The 19,259-nt window shown below is 61.8% G+C and carries 15 protein-coding genes and 1 pseudogene; 12 read left to right on the top strand and 4 right to left on the bottom strand.

Going from position 1 to position 19,259, the window contains the following annotated elements; all coding sequences use genetic code 11:
* The first annotated feature begins 45 nt into the window (after positions 1–45).
* The 12 genes from AYR47_RS08285 (at position 46) to AYR47_RS08230 (ending at position 11,752) form a co-directional block, all read left to right on the top strand.
* Positions 46–1,038: a D-cysteine desulfhydrase gene (locus AYR47_RS08285; protein ID WP_061434879.1), complete on the top strand. Its 993-nt coding sequence runs from the start codon at positions 46–48 to the stop codon at positions 1,036–1,038.
* Positions 1,039–1,213: 175 nt separating this feature from the next.
* Complete coding sequence (tcyJ, locus tag AYR47_RS08280) at positions 1,214–2,008, top strand: cystine ABC transporter substrate-binding protein (RefSeq protein ID WP_061434877.1); 795 nt, start codon at positions 1,214–1,216, stop codon at positions 2,006–2,008.
* Positions 2,008–2,673 carry a cystine ABC transporter permease gene (gene tcyL / locus AYR47_RS08275; protein ID WP_010214112.1) on the top strand — a complete coding sequence of 222 codons (666 nt, stop codon included), beginning with the start codon at positions 2,008–2,010 and terminating at the stop codon, positions 2,671–2,673. Before tcyJ ends, tcyL begins: the two co-directional genes overlap by 1 nt.
* Positions 2,674–2,676: 3 nt before the next feature.
* The gene (gene tcyN, locus AYR47_RS08270) at positions 2,677–3,423 is read left to right on the top strand and encodes an L-cystine ABC transporter ATP-binding protein TcyN (protein ID WP_033898805.1); all 747 of its coding nucleotides are present in this window, start codon (positions 2,677–2,679) and stop codon (positions 3,421–3,423) included.
* Positions 3,424–3,736: 313 nt separating this feature from the next.
* Positions 3,737–4,501: a hypothetical protein gene (locus AYR47_RS08265; RefSeq protein WP_033898808.1), complete on the top strand. Its 765-nt coding sequence runs from the start codon at positions 3,737–3,739 to the stop codon at positions 4,499–4,501.
* Positions 4,502–4,688: 187 nt separating this feature from the next.
* Positions 4,689–5,930, top strand: coding sequence for an SfnB family sulfur acquisition oxidoreductase (locus AYR47_RS08260; RefSeq protein ID WP_061434875.1), 1,242 nt, complete (start codon positions 4,689–4,691; stop codon positions 5,928–5,930).
* Positions 5,931–5,955: 25 nt separating this feature from the next.
* Complete coding sequence (locus tag AYR47_RS08255) at positions 5,956–7,149, top strand: SfnB family sulfur acquisition oxidoreductase (RefSeq protein ID WP_061434874.1); 1,194 nt, start codon at positions 5,956–5,958, stop codon at positions 7,147–7,149.
* Positions 7,149–8,528 (top strand): LLM class flavin-dependent oxidoreductase, encoded by a 1,380-nt coding sequence (locus AYR47_RS08250; protein ID WP_033898813.1) that lies wholly within the window; start codon positions 7,149–7,151, stop codon positions 8,526–8,528. Before AYR47_RS08255 ends, AYR47_RS08250 begins: the two co-directional genes overlap by 1 nt.
* Positions 8,525–9,340, top strand: coding sequence for a MetQ/NlpA family ABC transporter substrate-binding protein (locus AYR47_RS08245; RefSeq protein ID WP_016974992.1), 816 nt, complete (start codon positions 8,525–8,527; stop codon positions 9,338–9,340). The genes AYR47_RS08250 and AYR47_RS08245 overlap by 4 nt, the downstream gene beginning before the upstream one ends.
* The gene (locus AYR47_RS08240) at positions 9,337–10,452 is read left to right on the top strand and encodes a methionine ABC transporter ATP-binding protein (protein ID WP_061434872.1); all 1,116 of its coding nucleotides are present in this window, start codon (positions 9,337–9,339) and stop codon (positions 10,450–10,452) included. Before AYR47_RS08245 ends, AYR47_RS08240 begins: the two co-directional genes overlap by 4 nt.
* The gene (locus AYR47_RS08235; protein WP_033898824.1) at positions 10,442–11,086 is read left to right on the top strand and encodes a methionine ABC transporter permease; all 645 of its coding nucleotides are present in this window, start codon (positions 10,442–10,444) and stop codon (positions 11,084–11,086) included. Before AYR47_RS08240 ends, AYR47_RS08235 begins: the two co-directional genes overlap by 11 nt.
* A gap of 39 nt (positions 11,087–11,125) precedes the next feature.
* Positions 11,126–11,752 carry a class I SAM-dependent methyltransferase gene (locus AYR47_RS08230; RefSeq protein WP_033898832.1) on the top strand — a complete coding sequence of 209 codons (627 nt, stop codon included), beginning with the start codon at positions 11,126–11,128 and terminating at the stop codon, positions 11,750–11,752.
* A 39-nt stretch (positions 11,753–11,791) separates the two neighbouring features.
* On the opposite strand, the pseudogene AYR47_RS08225 reads toward AYR47_RS08230, so the two are convergent.
* The 4 genes and pseudogenes from AYR47_RS08225 to AYR47_RS08210 all read right to left on the bottom strand — a co-directional run bounded on the left by AYR47_RS08225 (position 11,792) and on the right by AYR47_RS08210 (position 19,178).
* Positions 11,792–13,976: pseudogene (locus AYR47_RS08225) on the bottom strand (glycoside hydrolase).
* 2 nt (positions 13,977–13,978) lie between these two features.
* Positions 13,979–17,032, bottom strand: coding sequence for an efflux RND transporter permease subunit (locus AYR47_RS08220; RefSeq protein WP_061434870.1), 3,054 nt, complete (start codon positions 17,030–17,032; stop codon positions 13,979–13,981).
* Complete coding sequence (locus AYR47_RS08215; protein WP_033898846.1) at positions 17,029–18,099, bottom strand: efflux RND transporter periplasmic adaptor subunit; 1,071 nt, start codon at positions 18,097–18,099, stop codon at positions 17,029–17,031. The genes AYR47_RS08220 and AYR47_RS08215 overlap by 4 nt, the downstream gene beginning before the upstream one ends.
* Positions 18,096–19,178 (bottom strand): efflux RND transporter periplasmic adaptor subunit, encoded by a 1,083-nt coding sequence (locus AYR47_RS08210; RefSeq protein ID WP_061434868.1) that lies wholly within the window; start codon positions 19,176–19,178, stop codon positions 18,096–18,098. The genes AYR47_RS08215 and AYR47_RS08210 overlap by 4 nt, the downstream gene beginning before the upstream one ends.
* Between the last annotated feature and the right edge of the window lie 81 nt (positions 19,179–19,259).

Genomic DNA, 19,259 nt, shown 5'->3' with positions numbered 1-19,259 from the left:
AGTGCCTGCCTATAGTCGCCCCATACTCATCAACCGTGCGTAGCCATGATCAAACAACAGCTCGACCGTTTTAACCGCCTGGAACTGCTGGGTGGCGCCACTGCCCTGGAAAAACTCGAGCGGCTGTCGGCCTGGTTGGGCAGGGATATCTACGTCAAGCGCGACGACACCACGCCGCTGGCCATGGGCGGCAACAAGCTGCGCAAACTCGAATACCTCGCCGCCGATGCCATCGCTCAAGGCGCCGACACCCTGGTGACAGCCGGCGCGATCCAGTCCAACCACGTGCGCCAGACTGCCGCGCTGGCGGCCAAGCTCGGTCTGGGCTGCGTCGCCCTGCTGGAAAATCCCACCGGCACCGAAGACCCCAATTACCTAAGCAACGGCAATCGCCTGCTGCTGGAGTTGTTCGACGCCAAGGTGGAATTGGTCGAGAACCTCGACAACATCGACGACCAGCTCAACGCCCTCGCCGACCGCCTGCGCAGCAACGGCAAGAAGCCCTACCTGGTGCCGATCGGCGGCTCCAATGCCCTCGGTGCATTGGGTTACGTGCGCGCCGGGCTGGAGCTGGCCGGGCAGATCGAAGACAGTGGCATCGAGTTCGCCGCCGTGGTCCTGGCCTCCGGCAGCGCGGGGACCCACAGTGGCTTGGCGTTGGCCTTGAGCGAAGTGTTACCGAGCCTGCCTGTGATCGGCGTGACCGTCTCGCGCACCGAAGAAGCCCAGCGCCCAAAAGTAGAAGGCCTGGCCGAACGCACTGCCGAATTGCTGGGGGTAAAAATTCCAGAGGCCTTCAAGGTGATCCTGTGGGACGAGTACTTCGGCCCGCGCTACGGCGAACCGAACGCCGGCACCTTGGCGGCGGTCAAGCTGCTGGCGAGCCAGGAAGGCCTGCTGCTGGACCCGGTCTACACTGGCAAGGCCATGGCCGGCTTGCTGGATGGCATCGGGCGTCAACGGATTGAGGACGGGCCGATTATTTTCCTGCATACCGGTGGCGCGCCAGCGTTGTTCGCCTATGACTCGGCGTTCTAAAAATGCTGACCATGTTATTCCATAAAAGAATAAACGAATGATTTAATATTATTTTCAAGTCTTAAAAACCGGCTTTATCATCGCGCCGTAGGCGAAGACGCGCTACGCGCTTTAAGGCAGGATACGACTACCGCGTCACCTGCTTCGCACAACACAAAAAACACAGGGGCTCTTCATGACTATTTCCGTATTCCGTCGCACGTTGTTGGTTGGCACTTTGGGCCTGGCACTCGGCGCTGGCCTGATCGGCCAAGCAGTCGCTGGCGAACAGCTGGACAGCATCAAGAAAGCAGGCGAGATCAAAATCGGCCTGGAAGGCACCTACCCACCGTTCAGCTTCGTCGATGAAAGCGGCAAGCTCAGCGGTTTCGAAGTGGAGCTGTCCGAAGCCCTGGCCAAGGAGCTGGGCGTGAAGGTCAAGCTGCAGGCCACTCCATGGGATGGCATCCTCGCCGCCCTGGAATCCAAGCGTCTGGACGCCGTGGTCAACCAAGTGACCATCTCTGAAGAGCGCAAGAAAAAGTACGATTTCTCCAAGCCTTACACCGTCTCCGGTATCCAGGCACTGGTCCTGAAGAAGAACGTTGACGCGATCAAGACCGCCGACGACCTGGCCGGCAAGAAAGTCGGTGTGGGCCTGGGCACCAACTACGAACAATGGCTCAAGGACAATCAGCCTAAAGCCCTCATCAAGACTTACAACGACGACCCGACCAAGTTCCAGGACCTGCGCATCGGCCGTATCGACGCCATCCTGATCGACCGCCTGGCCGCCCTGGAATACGCCAAGAAAGCCCCTGACACCGCCGCAGCCGGCGACGCCTTCTCCCGTCAGGAAGCCGGTATTGCCCTGCGCAAAGGCGAGCCAGAACTGCTCGACGCGGTGAACAAGGCCCTCGACAAACTGCGCGCCGACGGCACCTTGAAGAAGCTGTCTGAGAAGTACTTCAACGCTGACGTCACTCAATAATGGAAGCAGGTTTCCAACTCGCGCTGGACTCCGCGCCCTTTCTGCTCAAGGGCGCGTACTACACGGTGATCCTCAGCCTCGGCGGGATGTTTTTCGGTTTGCTGCTGGGCTTCGGCCTGGCCTTGATGCGCCTGTCGCGCTTCAAGCTGGTGAGCTGGCTCGCCCGAGTCTACGTGTCGTTCTTTCGCGGCACGCCCTTGCTGGTACAGCTGTTCTTGATCTACTACGGCTTGCCGCAAGTGGGCATCGAGCTGGATCCGATCCCGGCGGCCATGATCGGCTTTTCGCTGAACATGGCCGCCTATGCCTGTGAAATCCTGCGCGCCGCCATCGGTTCCATCGAGCGCGGCCAATGGGAAGCTGCGGCCAGTATCGGCATGACCCGTGCGCAGACCCTGCGCCGGGCCATCCTGCCGCAGGCCATGCGCACGGCCTTGCCGCCGCTGGGCAACAGCTTCATTTCGCTGGTCAAGGACACGGCGCTGGCCGCTACCATCCAAGTGCCCGAGCTGTTCCGCCAGGCGCAACTGGTGTCGGCACGGACCTTCGAAATCTTCACCATGTATCTCTCCGCTGCCCTGATCTACTGGATTTTGGCGAGCATCCTGGCGCATTTGCAGAATCGCCTGGAAGACCGGGTCAACCGGCATGACCTGGAGTCCTGAAGCATGATCGTGGTTGAAAAACTGACCAAACAATTCAAGGGTCAGGTGGTCCTCAACGGCATCGACCTGGAGGTCAAGGAAGGCGAAGTCATCGCCATCATCGGCCCCAGCGGTTCCGGCAAGACCACCTTCCTGCGCTGCCTGAATTTCCTCGAACAACCCACCAGCGGTCGCATCAAGGTGGGCGACATCGAGATCGACAGCAGCAAGCCGATCAACCAGCAGGCCAGCCTGGTGCGGCGCCTGCGCCAGCACGTGGGTTTTGTGTTCCAGAGCTTCAACCTGTTCCCCCACCGAACGGCGCTGGAAAACGTCATCGAAGGCCCTATCGTGGTCAAGAAGATGCCACGGGAGGCGGCTGACGCCCTGGGTCGCAAGCTGCTCGCCAGGGTCGGCCTGGCGGGCAAGGAAGACGCCTATCCACGGCGCCTGTCGGGCGGTCAGCAACAACGCGTGGCGATTGCCCGTGCGTTGGCCATGGAACCGGAGGTGATTCTGTTCGACGAGCCCACCTCGGCCCTCGACCCGGAACTGGTGGGTGAAGTACTGGCAACCATCCGCAGCCTCGCCGAAGAAAACCGTACCATGGTCATCGTCACCCACGAGATGAGCTTTGCGCGGGATGTGGCCAACCGGGTGATCTTCTTCGACAAGGGCGTGATCGTGGAACAAGGCGACGCCAAGGCGTTGTTTGCCAACCCCAAGGAAGAGCGCACCCAGCAGTTTCTGAGCAAATTCCTCGCCCACTGAAGCTTTGTATGGGAGCTGGCTTGCCAGCTCCCATACAAAGCCTGTTCCTACACGAAGTCCTCATTCCAACCTGCAAAACACCCCACCACACCCGCGCGAATATCCCCGCACCAGTCAGACCCTTCTGAATATCTCCAAACCCGCCGTTTAGCCCTTTGCCGCCATTGACGCTCCGCGCCCAACCCTCTTATCTAGCGCCCAGAGGATTGGATCCTATCCCGGCTATTCACTGAATCGTTCTGTTCGGCCCACCGCGCTTGCCTGCGCCAAGGGGCCGGAGCGATTGCTGCTGGCTGCATCAAGGAGATTATTTATGACGCCCCCCCTGCTCACCGCCCCGACGCTGCCCCAGGCCATCGGCAATGGCATCAATGCCCTCGCCGCCGCCCACCTGCAGGTCGACATCGCGCCGTATCCCGGCATGGATGAAGGCGACCTGATCGAGCTGTTCTGGAACAATTGCTTTGCCGCTTCGCGTCGGGTGACCGCCTGCAAGATCGGCACACTTACCCATCTACGGGTGCCGGAGAGTTTTGTGCTGGACGGCCCGACCCAAGTGCATTACCAGGTCATGCAAGTGGGCCACGCCCCTGCCCGTTCGGCCGTGACGCGCGTGCAGGTGAAGACGCTCTTTCCGGGTGGCCAGCCCTCGTCGCTGTGCGGCAACGAAAACCAGAATCTCGCCCCCGTGGGGTTGCCCGACACCATCCGCCGCTTCGGCGTCAACGCCAGCCAGGTGCGACGCGGTATCCCGCTGACCATCGCGCCCTATCTCAACATGGCCACGGGCGATGCCATCACCCTGCGCTGGGGTGATGTGCGCCTTGACTTGCCAAAGATCCAGGCCGTTGAAGTCGGCCTGGCGATGCAGGTATGGGTGCCCTCCTCGATCATCACCGAAGCCGGCGACGACTGCCGATTGGAAGTGACGTACTGCATTCTGGATCGCGTCGGCAACAACTCACGCTGGGCACCCGCCCGCATGTTACGCATTGCCGCCGAGGCGCCGCCCCGTCTGGCCGGGGCGGCGCTGATCTATCAACCGCGCCCACTGGGATCGCCCTGCGAACCTGGGTGACAGACCTTCTATGCATATTCCCAAAAGTTAGTTTATTTATATATTTAACACGCTTAGGGTATATGCACCGGACCACCGGACATCGCTGATTTTTCTGTTTTTATTTCATTGAATGCGAGGTCGGTATGGTCAGGATTACCCCGGTGCACAACGCCAGGGCATTACGTGCAGCCAAGGAGCGGCGCTGATGTCTAACTTGGCTCAAACACCCCCCCAGAGCGATCTGGACATTGCCCCCCTGCTGTTGCCAGCCGCCGTGCTGCGCAACGACGCAGAGGCGCTGAAGGCTGCCCATGAACTCGCCCAGGCTGCGCGCCTGCAAGCCGCCAAGCGCGACCAGCAGCGCAAGCTGCCATGGGCACAGCTCGAACAGTTCACCCGCAGTGGGTTGGGCAGTATTTCCATTCCCCGTGAATACGGCGGCCCGCAGGTGTCTTTCGTGACCCTGGCCGACGTGTTCGCGATCATCAGTGCGGCGGACCCGGCCCTCGGGCAGATTCCGCAGAACCATTTCGGCATCCTGCACCTGTTGCAAGGTGCCGCCACCGAGCGTCAGAAAAAGCAGCTGTTCCAGAGCGTCCTCGACGGCTGGCGCATCGGCAATGGCGGCCCGGAACGCGGCACCAAAAACACCCTGGAACTGAAGGCGCGCATCACCGCTGAGGGTGACGGCTATGTGATCAGCGGCCAGAAGTTCTACTCCACCGGCGCGCTGTTTGCACATTGGGTCGCGGTCAAAGCGCTGAACGATGACGGCAAGCAGGTCATGGCGTTTGTGCGCCGTGGCACCGAAGGCCTGCGCATCGTCGATGACTGGTCCGGCTTTGGCCAACGCACCACCGCCAGCGGCACCGTGTTGCTGGACCAAGTGCAGGTCGATGCCGAGTGGGTCGTTGAAAACTGGCGCATCGGCGAAACCCCGAATATCCAAGGCGCGGTCTCCCAATTGATCCAGGCAGCCATCGACGCCGGCATCGCACGCGGCGCGCTCGATGACACCATCGCCTTTGTCCGCGAGCGCTCGCGCCCATGGATCGATGCCAAGGTCGAACGCGCCAGTGATGACCTGTATGTGATCGCCGATATCGGCAAGCTGAAGATCGAACTGCATGCCGCCGAAGCCCTGCTGCGCAAGGCTGGCCAGGTGCTGGACCAGGTCAACGCTGCACCGATCACCGCGCAGTCCGCGGCCCGTGCGTCGATTGCCGTGGCTGAAGCCAAGGTGCTGACCACCGAGGTATCGCTGCTGGTCAGCGAAAAACTCTTCGAGCTGGCCGGTAGCCGCGCCACCCTCGCCGAATTCAACCTCGACCGTCATTGGCGCAACGCCCGCGTGCACACCCTGCACGATCCGGTGCGCTGGAAATATCACGCCATCGGCGCCTATCGACTGAACGGCACGTTGCCTGCCAGGCATTCCTGGATCTGACCGACCAGACCTCTGGAGAACACCTATGACTTTCTCTGCAAACGTCGCGGTTATCACCAGCGACGAACAAGCCCTTATTGTCGCCAGCGACCTGGCCGAAGACTTCCGTCGCGACAGCGCCCAGCGCGACCGTGAACGCCGCCTGCCGCTGCCTGAGCTGGATGTATTCTCGCGCTCCGGCCTGTGGGGTATCAGCGTGCCCAAGGAGTACGGTGGCGCGGGCGTGTCCAACGTCACCCTGGCCAAGGTCATTGCGCTGATTGCCCAGGCCGATGCTTCCCTGGGCCAGATCCCGCAAAACCATTTTTATGCCCTGGAAGTGCTGTGCGTAAACGGCAGCCCGGCGCAGCAAAAACGCCTGTACGCCGAAGTTCTTGCAGGCCAACGCTTCGGCAACGCCCTGGCAGAGTTGGGCACAAAAACGGCTCATGACCGCGTCACCAAAATCACCCGTGACGGCGACGGGTTTCGAATCAGCGGCCGCAAGTTCTACTCCACCGGCGCGATCTACGCCCAACGCATCCCCACGTCGGTGGTGGATGAACAGGGCGTGCAGCAACTCGCTTTTGTGCCGCGCGACAGCGAAGGCCTGAGCGTGATCGACGACTGGAGCGGCTTCGGCCAGCGCACCACGGGCAGCGGTTCGGTGGTGTTCGATAACGTGTGGGTCGCCGCGCAAGACGTGATCCCGTTCCAGAGCGCCTTTGAACGCCCCACAACCGTCGGTCCGCTGGCGCAGATCCTCCACGCCGCCATCGACACGGGCATCGCCCGCGCGGCCTTTGAGGATGCGTTGCACTTTGTGCGCACCAAGACCCGCCCATGGATCGATTCCGGCAACGACAAAGCCACCGAAGACCCACTGACCCTGAAAAGCTTCGGTCACCTGAGCATCCGCCTGCACGCCGCCGAGGCGCTGCTGGAACGCTCGGGTGAATTCCTCGACCGCGCCCAGGCCGACAGCAACGCCGAAACGGTTGCAGCCGCCTCCATCGCCGTCGCTGAAGTACGCGCCTTGAGTACCGAGATTTCCCTGGCCGCCGGCAGTACCTTGTTCGAACTCGCCGGCAGCCAGGCGACCCTGGCCGAGCACGGCCTGGACCGCCACTGGCGCAACGCCCGCGTGCATACCCTGCACGACCCGGTGCGTTGGAAGTACCACGCGGTGGGCAATTACTACCTCAACGATGAAAACCCGCCACTGCGGGGGACCATCTGATGGCCAAGAAGAAAATCCTGCTCAATGCCTTCAACATGAACTGCATCGGGCACATCAACCACGGCCTGTGGACCCATCCACGGGATACATCAACCCAGTACAAGACCATTGAGTACTGGACAGATTTGGCGCAAACACTTGAGCGCGGGTTGTTCGATGGCTTGTTCATCGCCGATATCGTCGGCGTGTATGACGTCTATCAGAACTCGATAGACGTACCGCTCAAGGAGTCGATCCAGTTGCCGGTGAATGACCCGTTGCTGCTGGTCTCGGCCATGGCGGCCGTCACTAAAAACCTCGGCTTTGGCCTCACCGCCAACCTCACCTACGAGCCGCCGTACCTGTTCGCCCGGCGCATGTCCACGCTGGACCACCTGAGCCGTGGCCGGGTCGGCTGGAACATCGTCACCGGCTACCTCGACAGCGCCGCCAAGGCCATGGGCCTGACCGAGCAGGTTGAACATGACCGTCGCTACGACCAGGCCGATGAATACCTGGAGGTGCTGTACAAGCTCTGGGAGGGCAGCTGGGAAGACGGCGCGGTACTCAACGATCCAAAAGCGCGGGTGTATGCGCAGCCGGGCAAGGTGCACAAGGTCGAGCACCACGGCGAGTTCTACCAGGTGGAGGGTTATCACCTGTGCGAGCCCTCGCCGCAACGCACGCCGGTGCTGTTCCAGGCCGGCAGTTCCGATCGGGGTTTGCTGTTCGCAGGCCGGCATGCCGAGTGCGTGTTTATCAGCGGGCAGAACAAGGCGGCGACCAAGGTGCAGGTGGACAAGGTACGCGCCAGCGCCGTGGCAGCCGGGCGCAACCCGGATGACATCAAGGTGTTCATGGGCCTCAACGTGATCGTGGGCGCTACCGTAGCGCTGGCCTGGGAGAAGCACGCCGAGTACCTGAGCTACGCCAGTCCGGAGGCGGGCGTGGCGCATTTCTCGGCGTCTACTGCGATTGATTTCGCCCAGTACACGCTGGACGAACCTATCCAGTACGTGAAAAGCAACGCGATCCAATCGGCCACCAAAAATCTGCAGAACAACGACTGGACCCGGCGCAAGTTGCTGGAACAGCACGCCCTCGGTGGCCGCTACATCACCTTGGTCGGCTCACCAGAGCAGGTCGCCGACGAGCTGGAATCCTGGATCAGCGAAACCGGCCTGGACGGCTTCAACCTCACGCGCATCGTCACGCCGGAAAGCTACGTGGACTTCATCGACCTGGTGGTGCCGGAGCTGCAAAAGCGCGGGTCCTACAAGACCGCGTACGAGACCGGCACGCTGCGCGAAAAAGTCTTCCACGGCAACGCCCGCCTGCCCGAACAACACACCGGCTCCACCTACCGCCAAACGGCTTCTCTGACTGGAAATACCCTATGAAAAAGACATTGCTCGCTCACCCAGTCAAAGCACTGGCCCTGGCTTTCGGACTGTTCAGCTCGGCGGTATTCGCCGCCGATGCGCCGTTGAAAATCGGCACCACGGCGGCCTTTGCGATTCCCCTTGAAGCCGCCGTCGCCGAAGCCGGCAAGCAAGGCCTGAAAGTCGAACTGGTGGAATTTACCGACTGGATCGCGCCGAACGTCAGCCTCGCGGCCGGCGATATCGACGTGAACTATTTCCAGCACATCCCATTCCTGGAAAACGCCAAGGCCGCCGCCGGTTTTGACCTGGTGCCGTACGCGCCGGGGATCATCAACAACGTCGGCCTGTATTCGAAGAAGTACAAGAGCATCAACGACCTGCCCCAAGGCGCCAGCGTGGCGATTGCCAACGACCCGATCAACAGCGGTCGCGGCCTGCAACTGCTGGCCAAGGCCGGGCTGATCACCCTCAAGCCGGGCGTGGGCTACAAGGCCACCGAAGAGGACATCGTTTCCAATCCGAAGAAGATCAAGATCCTGCAGGTCGAGGCCGTGCAACTGGTACGCGCCTACGACGACGCCGACCTGGTGCAGGGCTACCCGGCATACATCCGCCTGTCCAAGACCTTCGATGCCGAATCGGCGCTGCTGTTCGACGGCCTTGACCACCCGGAATACGTGATCCAGTTCGTGATCCAGCCGAAAAGCAAAACCGACCCACGGGTGATCAAGTTCGTCGACATCTACCAACATTCGCCAGTCGTGCGGGCTGCGCTGGATAAATCCCTGGGCAAGCTCTACCAGGTCGGCTGGGAAGATAAAAAATGACCGCCGCCAACGCCCAACTGCGCGACCTGGGCCTGCCGCCCAGGGACGCCGAGCAGACCGAACTGCACCCTGACCTGAACCGCGCCCATGTGCGTTTTATCAACCTGGGCAAGACCTACGACGGCACCGTGCATGCCTTGCAAGGCATCGACCTGGCGATCCAGCGCGGTGAAGTGTTCGGCATCATCGGCCGCAGCGGTGCCGGCAAGTCGTCGCTGATCCGCACCATCAACCGCCTGGAGCAACCCAGCAGCGGGCGCGTGCTGATCGATCAGGTCGACATCGGTGACTTCGATGAAGACCGTCTGGTGGAGCTGCGTCGGCGCATCGGCATGATCTTCCAGCACTTCAACCTGATGTCGGCCAAGACGGTGTGGCAGAACGTCGAGTTGCCGTTGAAAGTGGCAGGCGTACCGAAGCTGCAACGCGAGCAGAAAGTACGCGAGCTGCTGGAACTGGTGGGTTTGCAGGACAAGCACAAGTCTTACCCGGCGCAGCTGTCCGGCGGGCAGAAACAGCGGGTGGGCATCGCCCGTTCGCTGGTGCATGACCCGCAGATTCTGCTGTGCGACGAAGCCACGTCGGCCCTGGATCCGGAAACCACCCAGTCGATCCTCGGCCTGCTGCGTGAGATCAACAAGCGCCTGGGTTTGACCATCGTATTGATCACCCATGAGATGGCGGTGATCCGCGAAATCTGCGACCGCGTGGTGGTGCTGGAACACGGGCGCATCGTTGAGCAAGGCCCGGTGTGGCAGGTGTTCGGCAACCCGCAGCATGACGTCAGCAAAACCCTGCTGGCACCGCTGCAACACGGGCTGCCGGACGAGTTGCAGAGCTGTTTGCAAGCCACACCGGCATCCGCCGACGCCGCCGTGGTGCTGCGCTTGCAGTTCACCGGCAGCGACACCGACGAGCCGGACTTGGCCGCGCTGTTCAGCGCACTCGGCGGGCGCGTGCGCTTGCTGCAAGGTGGCGTGGAACGCATCCAAGGGCATGCCCTGGGGCAACTGCTGCTGGCCGTGAGTGGATCGACCCACGACGCTAGCGAGTTGCGCAACCGCGCCGGCAATTGGGCACAACAGGCAGAGGTGCTGGGCTATGTGGTTTGATCGTTTAGTGCAGGGCGCCATCGACACCTTGTTGATGGTCGGCGTGTCGTCATTGATCGCGCTGCTGGTGGGCATTCCGCTGGCGGTGTTCCTGGTGACCAGCGACAAAGGCGGTATCTATCAAGCCCCGGCGCTTAACCGCGTGCTGGGGGCGTTCGTCAATCTGTTCCGCTCGATTCCATTCCTGATCCTGATGGTGGCGTTGATCCCGTTCACCCGGCTGATCGTCGGCACCACCTATGGCGTATGGGCCGCCGTCGTGCCGCTGACCATTGCCGCCACGCCGTTTTTTGCACGCATCGCCGAAGTGAGCCTGCGCGAGGTCGACCACGGTCTGATCGAGGCTGCGCAAGCCATGGGCTGTCGTCGCTGGCACATCATCTGGCATGTGCTGCTGCCGGAAGCGCTGCCGGGGATTGTCGGCGGGTTCACCATCACCTTGGTCACCATGATCAACTCGTCGGCCATGGCCGGTGCGATTGGCGCGGGCGGCTTGGGCGACATTGCCTACCGTTATGGTTATCAGCGCTTTGATACGCAGATCATGCTGACGGTGATCGTGTTGCTGGTGATGCTGGTGGCGGTGATTCAGTTGGGCGGTGATCGCCTGGCGCGGGTGCTCAACAAGAGGTGAGGTATAGTCGGGGCATCTCAGTGCCCGGTATTACTTGCCATGCCCCTCAAGCCCGACGACCTCGACCAGATCACCTCCACCACCCTTGGCCACTACAACAAGGTGGCCGAGGACTTCCGTGAAGGCACCCGCGATCATGATGTGAGCCAGAACATCGACGCCTTGCTGAGGCATATCCAGGGCACAGGGCCGTTTACCGTGCTGGATTTTGGCTGCGGGCCGGGGCGGGATTTGCAGACGTTTACGCGTATGGGACACGTCGCCGTAGGCCTGGATGGCTCGGAGCGGTTTGCGCAGATGGCGCGGGAAGACAGTGGTTGCGAGGTGTTGCAGCAGGACTTCCTTAAGCTGGACCTGCCTGCCGAGCGCTTCGATGGGATTTTTGCCAATGCCGTGCTGTTTCATATTCCCAAGCAGGAACTGCCGCGAGTGCTCAAGCAGTTGCAGGGGACGTTGAAGCCTGGGGGCGTGTTGTTCAGCTCCAATCCTCGGGGTGAGAATCAGGAAGGCTGGAATGGGCCGCGCTATGGGTCTTATCACGACTTGGCGGCGTGGCAAACGTTGCTCACCCACGCAGGTTTTGTGGAATTGGAACACTACTACCGCCCCGCCGGACTGCCGCGTGAGCAGCAGCCTTGGCTGGCCAGCGTGTGGCGCAAACTCTGACGGCTTTTGTGGCGAGGGAGCTTGCTCCCTCGCCACAGGTTATTTCACCTGATAAACCTGGGCTTCTTCACCCTTCAGTAGCGCCGTCACACTCCGAGCGACATACCCTGCTTTTTCCTGACTGGAAAAATTCGCCACCAACCGCGTCCCATCGGCAAACGTGGTCTCCTGCACCCGCCGATCCGCTGTCAGCCACCGAAAACCGGTCATTTCCTGCATGGCCAAACGCTGATGCAGTGGGCGGAAAAAGGCGTCTTGGCGTTGGATCAATGGCAGTCGCTGCTTCAAGGTCGCAGCACTCAAGTGATACAGCGGCGGTACGTTGTAGAGCAGTTGGGTCAGCTCATTTTCAACCTGCACATTGCTCAGCTTCAGGCTGTCGAACAACCAGTGATGGGTCGTGATCACCGAGCCATGGAACACCGCCTGATACAACGGCAGGCGCATCGTCGGTTCGAAATACACCGTGCGAAACGGCTCCTTCAATGGCACCGGCTTGAAGAACACCGCCGGCTGCTCCGGTGGGAACCAGTTACCGACGTAATAGGGTGACTGCTTGTCCTTGGTCATCGCGTGATCACCCCAGCCCATCACTGGCGTCTGCATGCCATGAGCAAACAGAATGCCCTGGGCCGTGATGGCGTTGCCGTCTTCAGAACCGGTGGGCAACTTGCGCGCGGTATTGATCCAGCGAGAGGCGTCGATGTTACCTTCGGCGTTTTGCGCCTGGGTCATCGGTGCACTGCCGCGGTAGCTGTCGAACACCATGCTGGTGGCGTAGGCATCCAGGAACCAGGCGTTGAAGCCAGCCTTGGCTTGTACGGCCTGCACCCGCGCTTCCAGCAACGGCCGTACACAGCGCGGGTCGGTGTAGTGCCCGGACTGCTGAAAACCGGTCTTGAGCTTGCCGCCCTTCAACACAATCGCGCAGTCGCGGTAGGCATTGCTGCCAAGGTGGGCGGTGGTCCAGTCGGGGTTTTCCGTGGCGGATAACGCGGTTTCATAGGAGTCGTAGGGCGCCATCAGGAAGCCCGCATCGACACCGGCGCGAATCGCCTCGGGGTGCCAGAGCCCGCCTTCCCAGCCTTCGCCCAGGGTCAGCAACACACGGGGCAAGCCGGCGTTGCTCAGCGATTGAATCACCGGGTTGCCCCAGGCTGTCGGGTTTTCACTGAGGGCGCCGGCAAAGTCCACGGCCAACTCGCCACGCAATTCACCGTAGCGCGCAGCGAGCCGTGTCATATCAGGCTCTGCTACCTGCCAACTCTGCCGCGCTTTCTTGTTGATCGCCGCGTTCAGCCCTCGTAGCAGCACCGTCTGCTCATAACGATTCAACGCCGTGGTCTGCGCCAGTACCTTGGCAGACTCCTTGTCCAGCAAGCCTTTGAGTTCATGTCTACGCAAGCGCTGGAGCAACAGCGGCCAATCCCGCACATCCTCCAACGCCAGCAGGTCATTGCCCCACAGGTAGACATGACTGGCGCCCAGCAACTTCTGCGCTTCGGGCGTCTGTCGCAGTTTGTCCGCCAAAGGCTCGTACCGCCCCTGCTCGACCAACCACTGGCGATAGCGCTTGGCGCCGGCCAAGGGATCGCCATCGCCCAGGTGCAACCGCAACGTCATCGGCGCATCAGGGTCGAGCGAGGTGAATTCATGGGCCAAGGACAGGGCCCTGGTCCGGTTGCCAACGCAGGCGATTGTTATAGGGATTGGTCAGCAACCAGTTGAGCGTAAACGCGCCGTGGTCGACACCCCACAGCGGCAGGCTGAGATCCTGGGTGGTGTTGAAGTCACCTTGCTCCAGCAGGAACGCCTTCCAGATGGCGTTATCGGCGGGTACGTAATGCCCTTCAGCCAAAGGCCACATCACGCCTTTGCCTAAGGCACTGGCCGGTTGTTGAAGAATGGGGATTTCACCCGGCGCACGCGCACGGATGGACAACGCCAGGTCGCGCTGCTCAAGGGTAGCGCTCACACGGAAGGCGCCATCATCCCATTGCCAATCGGCCTGCTGATCGCTGTGGGCAAGCTGGCTGACGGCACGGGCCGCTACGCCGCTGGAAGCTTGTATCGTCGGTTGCCCGCTGGGGGTCACGCGGATCGCAAGGGTGGCCGGGTCGAGTTCGACCCGCCACAGCGCGTTTTCCAGAACGGTGCCGGCAAAAGCCACGGGTGACAGCAACAGCGTGCAGATCAACAAACCGTGGCGCAGGAGGTGGGGCATGTTCAGCTCTGTTCGTGTTTGGGCTCGCGGATCTTGTACCAAGCCACATACAACGCAGGCAAAAACAAAAGTGTAAGCAAAGTCGCAATGATGATCCCGCCAATCATCGCGTAGGCCATTGGCCCCCAGAACACCTCACGCGCGATGGGGATCATGCCCAGGCTTGCAGCGGCTGCCGTGAGCAGGATCGGCCGGCGCCTGTGCTCGGTAGCCTCCACCACCGCATCCCACGGTGAATAACCTGCCACTTCATACTCGTGAATCTGCGTCACCAGAATCACCGAGTTACGGATGATGATGCCGATCAGCGCCAAAATCCCCAGGATCGCCACAAAGCCCATGGGCGTGCCCGTGGGGATCAGCGCCAGCACCACGCCGATCAAACCGAGCGGCGCGACACTCGCCACCAGGAACATCTTCTGCACACTGTGCAGTTGGATCATCAGGAAGGTCGCCATGAGGAACAGCATCAACGGCACCACGCTGGCAATCGGGCCCTGGGCCTTGCCGCTTTCCTCCACGGTGCCGCCGGTGGCGACCTTGTAGCCCACCGGCAAGCCGGCGCTGAACTTATCGATCTCCGGCTTGAGCTGTTTCACCAGGTCCGTCGGCTGCATCTCATCACGCACCGACGCCTTGATGGTGATCGTCGGTTTACGGTCGCGGCGCCACACCAGCGGCTGCTCCAGCTCGTAGCGCACCGTGGCGAACGCCAGCAGCGGAATCGAGGTGCCGTTGGGTGTGACGATCTGCAGGTTCTGCAAGGTTTCCGGCGTACCGCGTTCGGCATCTTCGGCGCGGCCGACCACGTTGATCAGGTAGATATCGTCATGCACCTGGGTCACCGAGGCACCGCTGACCACGCTGTTCATCAACTGCGCCACGTCTTCCGACGACAGCCCCAGCTGGCGCGCCTTGTCCTGGGCGATGTCGATGCGCAGCACTTTGCCCGGCTCGTTCCAGTCGTAGATGATCTCGCCCAGGTGGGTGTTCTTGTCGAGCAAGGTCGCCAGTTCGATGGCGTGTTTGCGTACTTGGTCGGTGTCTTTGCCCGACACGCGATACTGAATCGGCCTACCTACCGGCGGGCCCATTTCCAGCGGCTGCACAAAGCTACCAATGCCGACGAAGTCATCGCGCAGGCGCTTTTGCAAGCGTGCGATCAACTCGCCGCGCTCTTCCAGGCCATTGCTCACGATGACCAACTGCGCGTAGTAGGGATTTTCCAGTTGCTGGTCCAACGGCAGGTAGAACCGAATCGCGCCCTGACCGATATAGGTGCTCCAACGCGCGATGTCCGGGTCGTCCTTGATGATCGCTTCCAGGCGGTCGACGGCCTTGCGCGTCTCGTTGATCGAGGCGTTTTGCGGCAGGTTCAGGTCAACCAGGATTTCCGGGCGGTCCGATGACGGGAAGAACTGGTTCTGCACAAACTGCATGGAGAACACCGACGCCACAAACAGCGCCACGGTGATGCCAATCGCCCACCAACGGTTACGCATGGCCCAGAGCATGCCGCCATTGAACGCCCGGCCAATTCGCCCCGGCTCGGCATCGTGAGGCTTCACCTTGGCACTGAGGATATGCACGCCGATTACCGGCGCAAACAGCACCGCCACCACCCACGACACCAGCATCGCCACGGCAATCACCGCGAACAGAGTGAAGGTGTACTCGCCCGCCGAACTGGCGTTGAGGCCGATGGGCACAAAACCGGCGACCGTCACCAGCGTACCGGTCAGCATCGGGAACGCCGTGGAGGTGTAGGCGTAGGTCGCTGCCTGCTCCTTGGTTTCGCCTTTCTCCAGGCGCGTGATCATCATTTCGACGGTGATCATGGCGTCGTCCACCAGCAGGCCAAGGGCGATAATCAGCGCGCCCAGGGACACCCGCTGCATGGTGATGCCGCTGTATTCCATGAACACGAACACCAACGCCAGCACCAACGGAATCGAACACGCCACCACCAAGCCGGCGCGCATGCCCAAGCTGATAAAGCTCACTACCAGCACGATGATCACCGCCTCGAACAACGCGCTGGTAAAGCCGCCGACAGCCTCTTCCACCACTTCCGCCTGGTCGGACACCTTGTGCACGCCGACGCCCACCGGCAGGTCGGCGGTCAGCTCGTCCATTCGCGTATGCAGGGCCTTGCCGAACGACTGGATATTGCCGCCCTTCTGCATGGCAATCGCCAAGCCGATGGCCGGCTTGCCGTTGAACCGGAACATCGGTCGCGCCGGGTCCACATAGCCACGACTGATATCGGCAATGTCCGCCAGGCGATAGAAACGGTCATTGAGCCGCAGATTCACATTGGCGAGGTCTTTCTCCGAAGCGAACTGCCCCGACGTGCGCACGGAAATCCGCTCCGGCCCGGCCTCAATCACCCCGGCCGGCGTCACCGCATTCTGCGACTGCAGGCTCTGCACCACCTGGCGCTGGTCAATCCCCAGGGCCGCCAGTTTGCGCGTGGAGAAGTTCAGGTAAATCACTTCGTCCTGCTGGCCGATCATCTCGACCTTGCCCAGCCCCGGCACCGAACGGATCTCGGCGCGCACCTGCTCCACGTAGTCGCGCAGCTGGCGCATCGACAGGCCGTCGCCGGTAAAGGCGTACACCGAGCCGAACACGTCACCGAACTCATCGTTGAACGATGGGCCCTGCAAGCCCTGGGGGAAGGTGCCGCGAATGTCGTCGATCTTTTTACGGACCTGGTACCAGATCTCCGGGATGGCCTTGGCGCTGGTGGTGTCCTTGAGGAACACGAACACCGTGGACTCGCCTGGCCGCGTGTAGCTTTTCACGTAGTCGAGGGAGTCGAGTTCTTCGAGTTTTTTCTCGATGCGGTCGGTGACCTGCTTGAGGGTTTCTTCCTGGGTCGCGCCTGGCCAGCGGGTCTGGATCACCATGGTCTTGATGGTGAACGAAGGGTCTTCCTCCCGGCCCAGGTTCATGTAGGAAAACACGCCCATCAGCAGCGCGACGAACATCAGGTACCAGACGAAGGACTGATGCTTGAGGGCCCAGTCGGATAAGTTGAAGCTCCCTTTCATCGCGGGCTGTCCTCGTCGATTTTGACTTTTTGCCCAGGCTTCAGGCTGTTCACGCCAGCAGTGACGATACGCTCGCCGGGTTTGACGCCGCCATTGAGCAAGGCGCTGTTGGCGTCACGGCTGATCAGGCTGATGTCGCGCGGTTGCACGGTCTGGCTTTGGGTGTCGAGCAGCCAGATGCGGGTCTTGCCGTCGACCTCCTGCAAGGCACTCAAAGGCACTTCGATGCGTGGCGCAATGGCGGTGCTCAAGGTCACGCTGATCGCTGTGCCGAGGCGGAACGCAGGCGGTGTTTCCGCCAGGGTCAGCCGCGCGCGCCGGGTGCGCGTGGCGCTCTGGGCCTGGGGTTCGATCTCGCGCACGATGGCGGTGGTGTTGACACTTGGGTCGAGTTGCCCGGCGACCAGGAACACCACGTCATGGGGCAGGCGCTCGGCCAGGCCGGCGGGCAGGTCGATCACCGCTTCCTTGATATCCGGGCGGGCCAGGGTCACCACTTGCTGACCGGCACTGACCACCTGGCCGGCTTCGGCATTCCACGCGGTGACAATGCCAGCGTGGTCGGTGCGCAGTTCGGCGTAGTTGAGTTGGTCCTTGGCTTGGTTGACCGAGGCTTGTGCCTGGTCAAGAGAGGCCTGGGTGGTTTTAAGGTCGGTCTGGGCAATATCCAGCTGGGCCTGCGCGCCGACGCCACGGTTGAACAATTCCTGCTGACGGCGGGCATTGGCCTGGGCGTTGATGAATTGCGCCTGCACACGAGCCAGATCGCCCTGGGCGGCGCGCAATTGGTTCTGTTGGTCGGTGGGGTCGAGGACGGCAAGCAAGGCGCCCTTCTCCACCTCGGCGCCCACGTCCACGGCGCGGCGGGCAATGCGGCCGGGCACGCGGAAGCCCAGGTTGCTTTCATAACGCGCCTGGATGGTGCCGGCAAAACGGCCGAGGTTTTCCTGGTCCTCGGCTTTCACTTCCATCGACAGCACGGGGCGCACAGGCTCGGGTGGCGGTTCTTCCTTGGAGCAGGCCACCAGCAACAGGCTGGCGGCGAATATTCCCGTCAGGCGCTTCATGGCTGGGCTCCCTGCTGGGCAATCTCGACAATCATGCCGGGGTGCAGCAATTGCCCGCCGGCCACCACGACTTTTTCGCCACCTTTGAGGCCATCGCCAATGATGACTTTGCCGGTGAGATAACGCGCCACGCTGACTTTGTGTAGTTGGGCCTTGCCGTCGCTGTCGATCAACCACACGGCGGGTTCGCTGAGGTCCTTGGTCAGCGCGGCCCAAGGCAATTCGATGCTGGCCTTGGCCGGGCCGTTGGCGGTGGCGCTGACCACCGAGCCCAATTCCATGCCTTTGGGCAACGCTTGCAGGGCGATTTTCACCTGCACGGTGCCGGTATTGGCGGCCACGGCGGGCGTAACTTCACGCACCTTGCCCACGGCCTTGATATTCGGGTTATCCAAGAGGCTGACGGTGATCGGCGCCTCCGGCGGCGGCTCCACCAACAGCGACTCATAGACGTTGAATACCGCATCGCGCTCGCCATCCCGGGCCAGGCTGAAAATCGGCACGGTGGCCTGCACCACCTGGCCGACTTCGGCTTGTCGCGCAGTAATCACGCCGGGGGCTTCGGCGATGAGCGAGGTGTAGCCGAGCTGTTCGCGGGCGTTGGCCAACTGGGCCTGAGCGGCGGCCAAGGCGCTTTGGCTGCTGCGCAACGCGGCCTGGGCGGAGTCGTATTCGCTGCGGCTGGTATAGCCCTTGGGCAAGAGCTTTTCCTGGCGCACGAAGGCGGCGGCCGTCTGTTTGACCCGCGCTTGCTCGGCCACGACCTGGGCCTGGGCGGAATCGACGTTGGTCTGCAAGTCCTTGGGATCGAGCTTGGCCAGCACTTGCTTGGCGCTCACCCGATCACCGACGTCGACCATGCGCTGGATGATCTTGCCGCCGACGCGGAAGGACAGGTCGGTTTGCACACGGGCCTGGATATCGCCGGTCAGCGTGACCGCCGCGGCGAAGTCAGCCGGCTGCACGGTCTGCACGAATACCCGCGAGTGCTGCTTGGGCTCAGCCTTTTCCTCGCCACAGCCGCTCAGCAGCGCGAGTAGGCCAATTCCGAAAATACAGGTGCAAATGCGACCGCCCATGCAGGCTCCTTGTGCGTGATGCCGACGTGCCAGTGTGTATGCGACTGTGAGCTTAGTTCAGGGTTCCTTATCTGCATGGAG

This window comes from Pseudomonas azotoformans, assembly GCF_001579805.1.
GTDB classification, from domain to species: domain Bacteria; phylum Pseudomonadota; class Gammaproteobacteria; order Pseudomonadales; family Pseudomonadaceae; genus Aquipseudomonas; species Aquipseudomonas azotoformans_A.
The sequence above is the reverse complement of the archived record's forward strand: the minus strand, read 5'-3'. Positions and strand labels throughout refer to the sequence as shown.

Excerpts from the sequence above, each read along its gene's own strand:
- AYR47_RS08285 (WP_061434879.1), top strand. The coding sequence starts at position 46 with ATGATCAAACAACAGCTCGACCGTTTTAACCGCCTGGAACTGCTGGGT.
- tcyJ (WP_061434877.1), top strand. The coding sequence starts at position 1,214 with ATGACTATTTCCGTATTCCGTCGCACGTTGTTGGTTGGCACTTTGGGC.
- tcyL (WP_010214112.1), top strand. The coding sequence starts at position 2,008 with ATGGAAGCAGGTTTCCAACTCGCGCTGGACTCCGCGCCCTTTCTGCTC.
- tcyN (WP_033898805.1), top strand. The coding sequence starts at position 2,677 with ATGATCGTGGTTGAAAAACTGACCAAACAATTCAAGGGTCAGGTGGTC.
- AYR47_RS08265 (WP_033898808.1), top strand. The coding sequence starts at position 3,737 with ATGACGCCCCCCCTGCTCACCGCCCCGACGCTGCCCCAGGCCATCGGC.
- AYR47_RS08260 (WP_061434875.1), top strand. The coding sequence starts at position 4,689 with ATGTCTAACTTGGCTCAAACACCCCCCCAGAGCGATCTGGACATTGCC.
- AYR47_RS08255 (WP_061434874.1), top strand. The coding sequence starts at position 5,956 with ATGACTTTCTCTGCAAACGTCGCGGTTATCACCAGCGACGAACAAGCC.
- AYR47_RS08250 (WP_033898813.1), top strand. The coding sequence starts at position 7,149 with ATGGCCAAGAAGAAAATCCTGCTCAATGCCTTCAACATGAACTGCATC.
- AYR47_RS08245 (WP_016974992.1), top strand. The coding sequence starts at position 8,525 with ATGAAAAAGACATTGCTCGCTCACCCAGTCAAAGCACTGGCCCTGGCT.
- AYR47_RS08240 (WP_061434872.1), top strand. The coding sequence starts at position 9,337 with ATGACCGCCGCCAACGCCCAACTGCGCGACCTGGGCCTGCCGCCCAGG.
- AYR47_RS08235 (WP_033898824.1), top strand. The coding sequence starts at position 10,442 with ATGTGGTTTGATCGTTTAGTGCAGGGCGCCATCGACACCTTGTTGATG.
- AYR47_RS08230 (WP_033898832.1), top strand. The coding sequence starts at position 11,126 with ATGCCCCTCAAGCCCGACGACCTCGACCAGATCACCTCCACCACCCTT.
- AYR47_RS08220 (WP_061434870.1), bottom strand. The coding sequence starts at position 17,032 with ATGAAAGGGAGCTTCAACTTATCCGACTGGGCCCTCAAGCATCAGTCC.
- AYR47_RS08215 (WP_033898846.1), bottom strand. The coding sequence starts at position 18,099 with ATGAAGCGCCTGACGGGAATATTCGCCGCCAGCCTGTTGCTGGTGGCC.
- AYR47_RS08210 (WP_061434868.1), bottom strand. The coding sequence starts at position 19,178 with ATGGGCGGTCGCATTTGCACCTGTATTTTCGGAATTGGCCTACTCGCG.